Genomic DNA, 12,850 nt, shown 5'->3' on the forward strand with positions numbered 1-12,850 from the left:
GTCAGTTCTCCCACTGCAGGTCGTCAACGGCGTCGAGGATCCGGTCCACGCCGGGCAGGTAATACTTCTCAAGCTTCGGCGCCGGATACGGAATATCGAACCCCGTCACGCGGCGGATCGGCGCGGCCAGGTAGTGGAAGCAGCGCTCCTGCACCCTGGCCACGATCTCGGAGGACACGGACGCGAAGCCGTGCGCTTCCGCGATCACCACGGCGCGGCCGGTCTTCCGGACCGACTCGCAGACCGTCACGTCGTCGAACGGGACAATGGTGCGCACGTCGATGACCTCCAGCGAGCGCCCCTCCAGCGCGGCGGCCTCGGCGGCGGCGAGCGCCGTGGGGACGGACGGCCCGTACGCGATCAGGGTCGCGTCGGTGCCGGAACGCGCGACGGCGGCACGCCCCTCCGAGGATTGCCCCGCCGAAGCAGCGGCAGAGTGGGCAGACCGAAGCTCGGACAGGTCCACCAGGTCCTTGGACCAGTACAGCTTCTTGGGCTCCATAAACATCACGGGATCATCCGAGTCGATGGCCTCGCGGAGCATCCGGTACCCGTCCGCCACGGTGGCCGGGGTGAACACTTTCAGCCCGGCGGTGTGGGCGTAGTAGGACTCGGAGGAGTCGCAGTGGTGCTCCACTCCCCCGATGCCGCCACCGTACGGCACCCGGATCACCAGCGGCAGCTTCACCGCCCCCTTGGTACGGTTGTGCATCTTGGCCACGTGGCTGACGATCTGCTCGAACGCCGGGTACGCGAACGCGTCGAACTGCATCTCAATCACCGGGCGCATCCCGTTGATGGCCATGCCCACGGCCATGCCCACAATGCCGGACTCGGCCAGCGGAGTATCAAAGCATCGCTGCTCGCCGAACGTCGCGGTGAGCCCGTCGGTGATCCGGAAGACCCCGCCCAGCATGCCCACGTCCTCGCCGAACACCAGGACGGAGGGATCGGCGTGCATCGCGTCGGCCAGGGCAGTGTTAAGAGCCTTGGCAAGAGTGACCGGCTGCGGCCCGGCGGCTTCCGCTGAAGCGGCGGCGGAAGCCGCGGCACGGGCAGTTGCGGCAGAAACGTTGCCGTTGGCCTCGGACGAGGTGGTGACTGTGGGGCTCACTTGGCGGCCTCCTTGGTAGATGATGCGGCGTCGCGGGCGAGTTCGTCGGCGAGCAGGGCGGACTGTTCCTTCAATTGCGGGGTCGGCGCAGCGAAGACGTGGCGGAAGAGGTCCTGCGGGTCCACCGGCACGTCCTCGCTGAGGCCGTCACGCAGCTGCGTGGCCACCGCTTCCGCCTTCTCGCGGATCCGTGCCTCGCCGTCGTCGTCCAGCAGACCGCGGTCGGTGAGGTAGGTCCGCATCCGGTGCACCGGGTCCTTGGCCCGCCACTCCGCAACTTCAGCGCTCTCCCGGTAGCGCGTGTCGTCGTCGGCGTTGGTGTGGGCCTGCATCCGGTAGGTGTGCGCCTCAACCAGCAGGGGCCCGGAACCTTCCCGGGCCAGTTTCACGGCCCGGTCCAGGACGGCGAGGAGCGCGACGACGTCGTTGCCGTCCACGCGTTCGCCCGCCATGCCGTAGCCCACGGCCTTGTGCGCGAGCGACGGCGCCACGGACTGGTGTGCCAGCGGCACCGAGATGGCGTACTTGTTGTTCTGGACAAAGAAGATCACCGGCAGGTGGAAGACGGCCGCGAAGTTCAGGGCCTCGTGGAAGTCGCCTTCGCTGGTGGCGCCGTCGCCGCACATGGCCAGCACCACGGTGTCCTCGCCGCGGAGCTTGGCCGCGTGGGCAACGCCGACGGCGTGGAGCAGCTGGGTGGTCAGCGGCGTGCACTGGATGCCCACCTTGTGCTCGAGGGGGTTGAAGCCGCCGTGCCAGTCGCCGCGGAAGATGGTCATCACCTGGACGGGATCCACGCCGCGCGCCATCACGGCGACGGCGTCACGGTAGGTGGGGAACATCCAGTCGCCGCCGGACAGGCACAGGGCGGCCGCCACCTGGCAGGCCTCCTGCCCGTGGCTGGACGGGTACACCGCCATGCGGCCCTGCCGGACCAGTGCCGAGTTCTGGTCGTTGACGCGGCGCCCGACGACGAGCTGCTCGTACGCTGCCAGCAGTTCAGCATCGCCGGGCAAAGGGTACTCGTGGCCGGGTTCGGTGCCCTGCTCACCTTCGGGCTTGAGCCGCCCGTCCGGGTCCACCATCTGGATCTGATGCCGGGCCGGGAGCATATAGTCCTCCACCGTGATCCCGAACTTCTTGACGGCCTCGGTGAGGGCGTCCTCGGCCGGCGGATTCCCAGCCTGGTTGGCGTTGGCCGTGTCCGGTGCGGTGTGGTCTGCGGAGATCGTCATTGGTCCATCCTTCGAAAGCCACTATTTACTCCCAGTATTGGCCCCGGGAAGGTTTCGTATCCAGCATCTGCGGGAATCGTGGAGAAGCTGGCCGGTTCCGCCTCTGCTGGAAGACGAATTGTCAGTGTGACTCGGAATACGGCCCATCAATGTCTTGCCGGTTAGACCAGCCACTGCTGCGGATGGTATCCCGGCGGTCGTCACTCCTGGGCGCGGCCCAACCCCATGACTGTCGTCCGCTCGGCCTGGAGGTGTACGTCCCGCATCACCGTCCGTTCGTAAATCCGGGGAACATTGTCAAATGATGCGCCCGCTTCGTTGCCGCACTGGCTCGGTAGGTCGGAAGGACGAGTGCATTCCCTGAAGGGTCTCTTTATCGAGTCCTCTTTTCCGTGGGAATGAATTCACGATGATTCCCAGTACGTTGCTCCTCGAGGACTCAAGTAGGAGGAGCGCCTGTTTCAGTTGACGCGACGAAGACGTGCCCAGGCGCACCACGAGGATGACCCCATCAACATGTCTTGAGAGGACAGCTGCGTCTGCGTCGGTGGAAAGCGGTGAAGCGTCCAGGATTACAGTGTCATAGTTGTGACGAAGGTCCTGTATGAGCTCACCCAAGGCAGGGGAATCAATCACTTCTGCTGGGTCGGGCACGCTCGTGCCTGCCGTGAGGACGTGCACGTCATGAGTCCCGTGCTTATGAAGGGCGTCCCCTACCTCCAGTCTCCGGTTGAGGATGTCCGATAGTCCCGGTGCGGGGGTCAGCCCGAGATAATCAGTGAGGCTGGCGCACCTGAAGTTGGCGTCAACCAGAATGACCTTCTCGCCCACCTGGGAAAGCGAGTCCGCAAGGTCCAGGGCGACGGCGCTTTTCCCTTCGTCAGGAATGGACGATGTAACAAGCATCGTTCGCTTTGCGGCCGGGCCGCTCGAGGCCAGGATTGTGTTACGGATTGCCCGGTATGACTCCGAGCGGGAGAAGTGCAGAGGTGAGCGTTCCCGGTGCCTCGTTGGAGTTGCAGTGTCAAAGACAAGTGTGCCGAGGATCGGCAGTCGGGTGAGCCAGCCCAATTCCCGCACATCCCGTATACGAAAATTCAGCCGGGTCAGGGCCAACGTCACGGCAAGACCGAGACCAAGCCCCAACAGTGTTCCAACAGTCAGAACGACAGCGCTGTTTGGAGCAGACGGACTGGTTGGCTCCGTCGCGGGGGAAATCAAGGAAAGCTTGATGAGTGACGCGGAGCGATCCGGAGTACTCTCCACGTCTTCAATGCTGCGGATGAAGTTACGCACCAACGACTCGGCGATCCTGGTTGCTCGAACTGCCGAAGCATCTTTGACGGAGATGGTGATCACCACCGTATTCAGCTCCGCGGTTGCATCTATCTTTCTGGCCAAGCTCTGTGCGTTCTCAGGCAAACCCAGTTCATCAATAACAGAATCGAGAACCAATGGTGAGCGGGCCGCCACGACGTAGGATCGGGTCCGGGCCTGGATGAAGTTGTTCCCCTGCTCAAGCTCCGCGGGCGTGCGGGCGTTGTTGAGCGACACAAGCACCTGGGTTTCTGCAGTATAGGTGGGTGGTATGGCCGCCAGTGTGGCGACGGCGGCCGTGATTCCGAGAGCAGTGCAGGCGACAATAAGCAACCACCGGCGCCGGATCATGGTCGTGAAGTCTTGCATCATCACTGATAACTCCCCACTTGGTTATGCTGCAGGAGCCACCCAATACGGGTGGCCTTCTATAATCCGTGTTCTGCCCTGCATCGGCTACTGTCCAGCCACGGACTCGTAGCAGCCGACCATCTTTCGCGTCCACGTTTGTGGAGAATACATTTCCGCGTACCGGACGTTCGCTCGGGCACTGAAGCCCGGCCAGTCCGCTTCAACCGTCCTAATTGCCTGCGGCAGCCCTTCGAAGGTTTCGAAAACGCCCCCGGTTCCGGCTTTTTCGATGTCGAAGGCAGCCCCGTTACCACTTTTTGCGATGACGGGTCGGGAACAGGACAGGGCCTCCGCGTAGGTCAGGGGACCAATTTCAAGCCAGAGCGACGGTATGACCACCCCACGCGAAGATTGGATGAGGGCCCTAATGTCCTCATGCCGCACTAAGCCGCCGTAGCGGATGTTCCTGCGGCAGCGATCCATGACCGTGTCCTGGAGGGTGCCGCTGCCGTGAATCACCAGTTGCTTGTCTGCGGGCCAGTAGTCCAGCAAGGGCAGAATCCCTTTCTCCTCTGAGAGGCGCCCTATGTAGAGCCACGGGGCTTCAGGCCCGGGAACTGCAAAGTGCGGTGGCAGGGGTCCTGCCGGCAGTGTGAAGTGGGGTATTACCGTCCCTTTCGGCACCGGTGCGCCCATTCTTTCGTACTGCTCGCGCACGTGTTCCGCCGGATAAATGATGCGGTCACTCCGGGCTATCACTGCGTCGCCTGCCACACCCCGGCGGTTCCTGATGGCCAAGGGGATGGTGGCCAGCCTCGAGCCGCGGTAGCAGGCATGCACCACCGCGTTCACCGGAGATTTATCGGGGCACAACGTGCACGGCGAACCGTTGCGCAGAAGCATCCCGTTGGCGCAAGCGGCGCGAAAGTTGTGGACGGTGGAAACAACGGGCCCGGGCCAAGCAGCCAGCCAACGGGTTGAATAGTTCGGGAACAAATTATGGATATGGACGACGTCGGGCGCGAATTTCCTAAGCTCGGCGACAGGGCTCACGCCCCCAGCGGTTGCCACGTTCCACGCTGTTTCGAACTTGTAGGACGACCGGTGACTAAGGTCGTCTGTTCTTACACTGACCACCTGGACGTCGTGACCGACGTCCAGGAGTCGCTGCACCTGGTGCTGGACCACGACATTTTCTCCGCTTGGAGCGTCGCCGGAGTAAAAGCTGTGAACAATCGAAATCTTCATTTATCCGGCCTTCGTGTCGCAGCCCGGATAAAGAGGAGATTTCCCAGCAAGTATCGCCGCCACAGTCTCCTGGGCTCTGTGGCGAGGCGGAAGACCCATTCCAGCCCCATCCGTATCATCCAGGCAGGAGCTTCTGTTTTGCTCCCCGCGATGAAATCAAAGGCGGCTCCTATAGCGATGGGAAGAGCGGTCACATTGGACGCCAGGCGCTCAACCTCAAAGTCCTGTTTCGGCGTCCCCAGCCCAACCCAGACAATATGGGCGCCGCTGTCGCTAATCCGTGCATCCTGCCGGTTCAACTCGTCCTGCGTTAGGGGCCGAAATGGCGGGCTTTCCGCGCCCACGATTTTGACGTTGGGGTAACGTCGTTCAAGTTCCCTAACCAACTGGGCGAGAACCTCCGGTGTACTCCCAAGCAGGTAGTGCTTCAGTCCCAGGGGTGCGCCCAGCCGGAAGACATCCACGAAGAGCGTAGGTCCGCGTACTTGAGTGAGATGGGGTTTTTGGCGTCGTAAAGCGGAAGCCCAGGCCACCGGTTTCCCGTCGGGAAGATTTAAGGCAGTCCCGGATAGCGCCTGCCGGTATAGTGGTTCGTTCTCTGCCAGCGCGACAGTGTAGGCATTGACCAGATGTACGTGTGAGGCGTGGGAGTGTCCGCTTAGTGCCAACTGGATCAGATGGTGGGCGGCCTTTTCGGTTGTGGTGGCCAGAAGGTCCACATGGCCTATGGTTTGTACTCCTGAGGCGGTCATGACGTAGGTTTCGGAGGGGGAACATGTCCGTCGGCAAGCGTGGCCAATTGCGCCAGGTACTCCCTCATTACGGTGGACCAATTCAGCTGATTCTGCACGTATTCCCTCCCGCGGCTTCCAATTGACGCTTGCCCTGGGAGATCTGCCATAGCCGCTGCAGCGCAGTGCAGGTCGTCGAAGTCAATGACTACAGCTGCTCCGGCTTCCTTCAACTGGCCGGAATTGTGAAGAGTTTCGCCCACCACCACGGGCAGACCGAGGGACAAAGCTTCCAGTAGCGCAATGCTGTGGCTTTCCCAGCGGGATGGAAAGACAAATCCGGCCGACTCCTTCAGGAACTCAGTCTTCTCCTTGCCGGATACAGGACCGCCGACGGATACGTCATCCGCGATTCCCAATTTCCTGACAAGTTCGAGAACCTCAGCGCGGCCATTGTGGTATTCGAAGCCGTGCAGCCGCAGTGGCAGCCGGCGCTCTGGCCTTATTAGGGCATAGGCCTGCAGCATTCGATCAATCCCTTTGTGCCGAACGCTGTATCTGCCGTACCAGGCGAGGTACGAACCGCCGGCCGTCCAGGCGGACTCTCCAACCTCCATACCAGTGGGGACTGTGATGTATCGAAGTGCTTGTCCTGCCGCATCATTCGCCAAGATGTTTTCCGTGTCAAAAAATGTATGCACTGCTGCCGCGTTGCGCAGGTATTGCCGTTCGGCCGCCATCCGGAGCCTTAGCGGCGGTTTGAGATCGCGGATAATCTGCGGTTGGTAAACCCCATGTGGCATGATCAAATACGGCACGCCAACCTGTTTGGCAGTGAGCGCGGCGACAATGTTGGAAGTCGTCCAACCTTCGTGGATGACCAGGAAGTCGCCCGGCAGGAGGTGCTTGGCCAATAAAGGAACCTCGCCGTGCCGTCCATAACCCACGTGGCGGACCTGCCGGCTGGGGAGTTGCCAGGTGTCGGCGGGTGCGTTGTGCAGTACAAGACTCTCGATTCCGGCATCCAACAGTGCTTGCTGCCACTTGCCGATTGCGCTGGTGACACCGGATGCCTTCGTCATCACGCGGTAATAATGCAGGATCCTCATTTGACTGTCCCGGCACGAGTCGAATAGGCGAGCGGCGTCATATGGTTTGGCCACCTTGCAATGTTGAAAGCAGGCGTTGAAAGGGTGCCTGATGTGCTGTTTTCATCAAGTCCTTCGCGGTCGTTACATCCACCTGCCCAGCCGAGGTCAACAAGCTTCTGCCCCGCAGCCGGTGTGCCACCAGGAGTTCCGGCAACCAAGCTCCCCGTGCAAGCTTGTTGGCTCTGTGGAGAGCCACCCCCAGACGACGGGTGAGCGGAACAAGGCGCTCATCAATGTGGTGTTTTTGACGCAGGAGGGAATGCTCTGGGGACTTGTACCCGGACCGGTTATGCGTAACCTGCAGTTCGTGCATGCGGAAAGCGGCCAACGGCACGGGTAGATATTTGAACTTCAGGGCGTCGTTCTTCACAAGCGTAAGGAAAATGTCCCAGTCCATCAGCATCTTCATCCGGACATCAAAAGGATCTTCACCCAAAACCTTTCGTCGGTAAAAGGTGGCGGTACTAAGAAAGACGGGGCCTCGCCATTCGATCACTTTGCCAGGGCGTCGATAAGCCTTCAGCAGCCTGAGAATTCTGCCATCGGCGTCCACCAGAACCGTGTCGCCGTAGAGTACATCGAGTGCTGGATCCTCCTTAAAGTGTTTCATGACCAGCTGCAAGGTGCTCGGCAGATAGAAGTCGTCCGCGTTAAGCCATCCGATGACATCTCCTGAACTTAGCTTCAGGGCCTTGTTCAGGGCATCAGATTGGCCGGAATCGGGCTGACTTCGCCAGATGACCGATTGAGCGCTGGCAGCCAAAACTTCTGAGGTGCCGTCTGTGGACTCTGCATCCATCACCACATGCTCGACTGGACAACCAGGCAATGTAACCGAATTCAGAGCAACGTGGAGGTATTGGCCGTAATTGAAGGACGGCGTCAGCACGGTAATTGATACCATCATTTCCCTGACTGTAATTAGGTAACGATCCTGGACAGTTCCTTTTCAAGGGCTGCAGCTGTTTGGCCTCAAACTTTCGTGGGCCAGCATGCAGCAGTCAATGTTTCCCCTTTCGTTCTCATTCCTCTTCGGACCGAACTAGAGAACGCCTGGCAGACGCACCACTGCTGGCCCCCCTGCTGGCCAGCTGAGCAGCCGATCGGCGGGTAAGACGCAGGAATATCAGGGTATAGGTGAGAATAACGGTGACGGCCTGGCCACCGGATAATGCCCACGCAAACTGAGTGATTGATGCCTCTTCCATTCCAAAGACCACCAGAACCAGGATGATTCCTGCGGCGACGCCCCCCGCTTGGCCGCACAGGCTCAATCCCCCCCAACGCATGACCCTGAGCAACGCCCCGGCGGGTTGCCCGATCACAATGAAGGCGATTGCAACGAGGGACGGCAGCAGGAGGTCATCAAAGGCGGCCCGATAGCCTTCGGGAAACCAATAGTGTCCCGTGAGTTCGACCACCAGAACGCCCCCTGCCACAATAAGGCCGGAGAACAGCGAGAAGCTGGCAATCGCCCCCAGGAGGAGCCTCACGCGCTGATGTCGCGCCGTTTTCTCCGCAAAAAGGGCAATCAAGGCCGGCTGGAAGGCAGTTCCCACCAAGGCCGCCGGTGAAACAATGCTTTGGGTAAGGCGCAAGCCTCCGAACTGGGCCGCGCCGAACCCAGGCAGTGCCAGCATTGGCAATAGCTGGGAGACAGCCGTGACAGTCAGGAACTGAGTGGTCATGAATGCTTCGAACTTGCCACGTCGCCTGAGGTAAGTGCAGGCATGGCGGTAGCGCAACCTCCGGAAGCCGGGCATGGCCGGGACAAGCCAGACCACCCCCGGCAGGAGCGCCGTCCAGGCAAGGCCGGGGACAAATGGAAAGCGGAATGACAGCCACAGAAACCCTGCAGCCAGGAAAAAACGGACCAGTTCCAGCGCCGTCAGCGACGTTCGCACGGCAAAGAAACGGAGTTCGCCAGTTGCCATGGTCCAATAGCGGATGGAGTCGGCGGCCATGAAAAGTGCTACGAACACGCTGCCGGGCAACACCGACCACGCCTGCATCCAGACGATCACGACTACCGTGACAACAAGGAGTGAACTTATCCATAAAGCGGAGAACTCTGCATAACCCTTGGAACGGTGGCCCACCCCCTGTGCCAGCAATTGTTCCGCAAACACCGATCTGTTCATGGATAACACGAGCATCCAAACCAGCCAGATGCCTGAAAGGATTCCAAACTCCTCGGGCAGGAGAAAGTGCGCGAAGCCGAGCGTCATCAGGAAGCTCGAAGCTGACTGGAGAACCTGCGACGCAGCCGTGTCCAGCGCTCGCTTATGGGTGCTTTTCACCATGGCGATTTCCTGGGTGCAGCGAAGGGCGTACCTGCAAAGTACTGTGACCCGGGTTCGACACCTTGCACTTCAAGCGAACCGGCAGTCCATTCCCGGCTCACCCGGGTCAGATTTACTACGGCAACGGCCAGGAGCACATAGACAAAAACGGCAGACCCAAGCTTGTCCAAAACCGGGTTCACAGTCATACTGACAAGTGCCGCGAGGATGGCCGGCAGCCATTGAGCCGCATACCGGGTGCGGAACGGCCGCGGCCTCTTTAAGGTCCTGAAAAAAACTGCAGTAATAAATGCTGAAAATAGGACAAGGGCAACAAGTCCTCCCGCGGCCATCAACGTCAAATAGGAATTGTGGAACGGAACCAACTGCAACACACCATCAATCCGTCCTACACCGGTGATTCTTAGCTCCATTGCTCCACCAGCCAGGGGATCAGGCTGAATGAGGGACCAAGCCTGGTCCCACAAGGATAGTCTCGTCTCGTTGTTGTCTCCGCGGCCGATGGTCTTATAGAAGGAATCGAGCAGTTCCTTCAGGACGCCGGTTATGACGAAGACGAAGAACAGGGAGAATGCTAAAAGAGACCACGGCCTTGGGTTCCGGGAAATTCGCAGCAGGACCAGCGCCCCCAGTGCCAGGACAAGGGCGATAACTGTGGTTGCGGCGGGATACTTGTATAGGGAAAGCACCGACGCTGCTCCGACCACGACTTTGACCGGCAGGCTGCCTTTGTACCGGGGCATTAGCAGGATGTAGACAGCGATGAAAGTCTTTTCATGGTTGAGTAGATTCAACGGTCTGCCGAATGGAGCGTTTATTGTGTCTATGAGGCTGAGACCCCCGAAGACAAGGGCTGCAGCATAAGGGGCGTACGAGATCCAGGTGGGGTTCGTCCTGGGCACGGCGGGCCATCTGGAATTGGCGGACCATCCGGAATTGATGAGCAGACTGGCGGCAAGGATAATTAACGGCGGAACGATGAGGACCGTTGTACTGTTCGCCCATGTCCCCATGGACAGCGCGCGGATGGCCAGGACCCACAGCCATGCCAGGAAAAGATATACCGGCAACGTCAAGGCAACCGTGTGTTGCGTAGAGGAGACGGTGCGCCGGTAATCGGCGATCACTGCTGCTACAAGAAACAGGACGGCAAGGTACCTGGCATTGGGGCCGTGCGTGGACCATCCTGCATAATCCCCGGACGCAAAGAGCAGCCCAATCGTGACAGTACGCGGCATAACCGGCAGAGGCACCGCATGAACCGCGCCCTTGCCCGTCCTGCCCGCCATTCGTTCCATGTCCACCCCAGTTCAGAGGTCTAGCACGGCCGTGAACTGCCTAGTCTAGGCAGCCGGCTTTGGTTGGGAGTCTACGTCCGCACACTTTCGGTGTTGTTCTGGAACCAGCGGACGGTAGATGCTATGCCTTCGGGGAGACCAATTTGCGCACTCCATCCGGAGGCTGTAAGCCTCGAAGTGTCCAAAAGCTTCTGAGGAGTTCCATCGGGCTTGGTGTCGTCCCACACCGTTGTGCCTGAATAGCCCACCGCCGTGGCAACCATGGCGGCAAGCTCTTTGATGGTTGTATCGCTGCCCGTGCCGACGTTGACGTGCAGCGAATCGTCGTAGTTCTCCATCAGATGAAGGCAGGCTGCAGCGAGATCGTCAACATGCAGGAATTCGCGGCGGGGGGCCCCGGTACCCCAGTTGGTCACGACGGCATCGCCAGTGCGAGCTGCTTCCTCGTAACGGCGGATGAGGGCGGGCAGGACGTGGGAGGCGGCGGCGGAAAAATTGTCCCCTGGGCCATAGAGGTTCGTTGGCATCGCTGAAATCCACGGCAGCCCATATTGACGACGGACAGCCTGAACATGCAGGATTCCCGCGATCTTCGCAATGGCGTACGCGTCATTGGTTTCTTCCAAATGACCCGTCATCAGTGATTCTTCACGAATAGGCTGTTTGGCGAATTTCGGATAGATACAGGAGGAGCCGAGGAACAGCAGCCGGTCCACTCCCTGCTTCAGGGCGGCGTCCAGGACGTTGGCTTGGATTCTGATGTTATCGCTGAAGAATTCAACCGGTGCCGAACTGTTGGCCGCAATCCCGCCTACCTTCGCTGCAGCCAAGACAACATATCGGGGCTTAGCCTCGGAGAAAAAGGCGAACACCGAATCGCGATCGCGGAGGTCCAGTCGAGAGGAGCTCCTTCCCAGCAGGTTCGTGAAGCCTTTTGACTCCAGGAGGCGCCAAATGGCGGAGCCAACCAAACCCCGGTGCCCTGCAATATAGAAGGCCGAGTCTCGATCAAGGACGCCTGGTTGATACGGGGACTGGGGCATCGGCCTAGGCTTCCCAGCTGTGGAGGTGCACTGTGTCTGTCCAATTCCCGCCAGCGCACTCCAACGCTGCAATGTCCGCATCCACCATAAGGCGGGCAAGTTCCGGCGTCTGGATCGTCGCTTTCCAGTTCAGCTTCTCGCGTGCCTTGGCCGGATCGCCCAGCAGTGCGTCAACCTCTGATGGTCGGAGATAGCGGTCATCAAATCTCACATGCTGCTGCCAGTCCAATCCTGCATGCTGAAAGGCAATTTGGAGGAAGTCACGCACCGTGTAGCCAGAACCTGTTGCCAGCACGTAATCGTCAGGCTGGTCTGCTTGGAGCATGCGCCACATGCCCTCAACGTACTCAGCAGCGTAGCCCCAGTCACGTACTGCATCGAGGTTTCCCAGGTAAAGGTGCTGCTGGTCCCCGGCCTTGATGGATGCTACGGCCCGGGTGATTTTGCGGGTGACGAAGGTCTCACCGCGCCGCGGAGACTCATGGTTGAAGAGAATACCGTTGACCGCGAACATGCCGTGCGCTTCCCGGTAGTTTCTGGTAATCCAGTAGCCGTAGACCTTTGCTGCTCCGTAGGGAGAACGCGGGGAAAAAGGCGTGTCTTCATGTTGTGGCGGCGGTGTGCTGCCAAACATCTCAGAAGATGATGCCTGATAGAACCGGGTTTTTATTCCGGAAAGGCGAACCGCTTCAAGGAGCCGGATAGTACCAACGCCGGTGGTATCGGCCGTATGTTCAGGCTCGTCAAAGGAAACCCTAACGTGGGACTGTGCGGCCAGGTTATAGACCTCGTCCGGGTGGATCTCAGCGAGGAGCGTCACGAGTCGTGCGCCGTCACTAAGGTCACCGTAATGCAAAAATAACCGGGCGGAAGGATCGTGGGGGTCGACGTACAGGTGGTCAATTCGGGCCGTGTTGAAGGTTGAAGCCCGTCGGATGAGGCCATGAACCTCGTATCCCTTGGCCAGCAGCAGTTCGGCCAGGTATGAACCGTCCTGACCGGTGATTCCGGTAATAAACGCACGTTTGCTCAAGCCAGCTTCTCCCTAATTTGTCCAGG

At 60.0% G+C, this 12,850-nt stretch carries 11 protein-coding genes; all 11 read right to left on the reverse strand.

What is annotated here, in order from left to right:
• Position 1: 1 nt before the first annotated feature.
• Positions 2-1,114, reverse strand: coding sequence for an alpha-ketoacid dehydrogenase subunit beta (locus tag DXK94_RS21030; RefSeq protein ID WP_115526430.1), 1,113 nt, complete (start codon positions 1,112-1,114; stop codon positions 2-4).
• Entirely contained in the window at positions 1,111-2,349 is a 1,239-nt protein-coding gene (gene pdhA / locus DXK94_RS21035; protein WP_115526431.1) for a pyruvate dehydrogenase (acetyl-transferring) E1 component subunit alpha, read from the reverse strand. The genes DXK94_RS21030 and pdhA overlap by 4 nt, the downstream gene beginning before the upstream one ends.
• A 297-nt stretch (positions 2,350-2,646) precedes the next feature.
• Positions 2,647-4,038, reverse strand: coding sequence for a polysaccharide biosynthesis tyrosine autokinase (locus DXK94_RS21040; protein ID WP_258868663.1), 1,392 nt, complete (start codon positions 4,036-4,038; stop codon positions 2,647-2,649).
• Positions 4,039-4,122: 84 nt separating this feature from the next.
• Positions 4,123-5,265 (reverse strand): glycosyltransferase family 4 protein, encoded by a 1,143-nt coding sequence (locus DXK94_RS21045; RefSeq protein WP_115526433.1) that lies wholly within the window; start codon positions 5,263-5,265, stop codon positions 4,123-4,125.
• Positions 5,262-6,017, reverse strand: a complete 756-nt coding sequence (locus tag DXK94_RS21050) for a WecB/TagA/CpsF family glycosyltransferase (protein ID WP_115526434.1) — start codon at positions 6,015-6,017, stop codon at positions 5,262-5,264. The genes DXK94_RS21045 and DXK94_RS21050 overlap by 4 nt, the downstream gene beginning before the upstream one ends.
• Positions 6,014-7,105 carry a glycosyltransferase gene (locus DXK94_RS21055; protein WP_115526435.1) on the reverse strand — a complete coding sequence of 364 codons (1,092 nt, stop codon included), beginning with the start codon at positions 7,103-7,105 and terminating at the stop codon, positions 6,014-6,016. Before DXK94_RS21055 ends, DXK94_RS21050 begins: the two co-directional genes overlap by 4 nt.
• Positions 7,106-7,142: 37 nt before the next feature.
• On the reverse strand, positions 7,143-8,054 hold the full coding sequence (locus DXK94_RS21060) for a glycosyltransferase family 2 protein (RefSeq protein ID WP_115526436.1): 912 nt from the start codon (positions 8,052-8,054) through the stop codon (positions 7,143-7,145).
• A 115-nt stretch (positions 8,055-8,169) separates the two neighbouring features.
• Entirely contained in the window at positions 8,170-9,450 is a 1,281-nt protein-coding gene (locus DXK94_RS21065; RefSeq protein WP_115526437.1) for a hypothetical protein, read from the reverse strand.
• Positions 9,444-10,748, reverse strand: coding sequence for an O-antigen ligase (locus tag DXK94_RS21070; RefSeq protein WP_147294417.1), 1,305 nt, complete (start codon positions 10,746-10,748; stop codon positions 9,444-9,446). The genes DXK94_RS21065 and DXK94_RS21070 overlap by 7 nt, the downstream gene beginning before the upstream one ends.
• Before the next feature lie 71 nt (positions 10,749-10,819).
• Positions 10,820-11,791, reverse strand: coding sequence for a GDP-L-fucose synthase (locus tag DXK94_RS21075; RefSeq protein WP_115526439.1), 972 nt, complete (start codon positions 11,789-11,791; stop codon positions 10,820-10,822).
• Positions 11,792-11,795: 4 nt separating this feature from the next.
• Positions 11,796-12,824, reverse strand: coding sequence for a GDP-mannose 4,6-dehydratase (gene gmd / locus DXK94_RS21080; protein ID WP_115526440.1), 1,029 nt, complete (start codon positions 12,822-12,824; stop codon positions 11,796-11,798).
• Between the last annotated feature and the right edge of the window lie 26 nt (positions 12,825-12,850).

This window comes from Arthrobacter sp. RT-1 (genome assembly GCF_003367205.1).
In the GTDB taxonomy this organism is placed as follows: Bacteria; Actinomycetota; Actinomycetes; order Actinomycetales; family Micrococcaceae; genus Arthrobacter.

Coding starts and splice junctions, on each gene's coding strand:
- DXK94_RS21040 (WP_258868663.1), bottom strand. CDS start 4,038: ATGATGCAAGACTTCACGACCATGATCCGGCGCCGGTGGTTGCTTATT.
- DXK94_RS21045 (WP_115526433.1), bottom strand. CDS start 5,265: ATGAAGATTTCGATTGTTCACAGCTTTTACTCCGGCGACGCTCCAAGC.
- DXK94_RS21060 (WP_115526436.1), bottom strand. CDS start 8,054: ATGATGGTATCAATTACCGTGCTGACGCCGTCCTTCAATTACGGCCAA.
- DXK94_RS21070 (WP_147294417.1), bottom strand. CDS start 10,748: ATGGAACGAATGGCGGGCAGGACGGGCAAGGGCGCGGTTCATGCGGTG.
- DXK94_RS21075 (WP_115526439.1), bottom strand. CDS start 11,791: ATGCCCCAGTCCCCGTATCAACCAGGCGTCCTTGATCGAGACTCGGCC.
- pdhA (WP_115526431.1), bottom strand. CDS start 2,349: ATGACGATCTCCGCAGACCACACCGCACCGGACACGGCCAACGCCAAC.
- DXK94_RS21055 (WP_115526435.1), bottom strand. CDS start 7,105: ATGAGGATCCTGCATTATTACCGCGTGATGACGAAGGCATCCGGTGTC.
- DXK94_RS21065 (WP_115526437.1), bottom strand. CDS start 9,450: ATGGTGAAAAGCACCCATAAGCGAGCGCTGGACACGGCTGCGTCGCAG.
- DXK94_RS21050 (WP_115526434.1), bottom strand. CDS start 6,017: ATGACCGCCTCAGGAGTACAAACCATAGGCCATGTGGACCTTCTGGCC.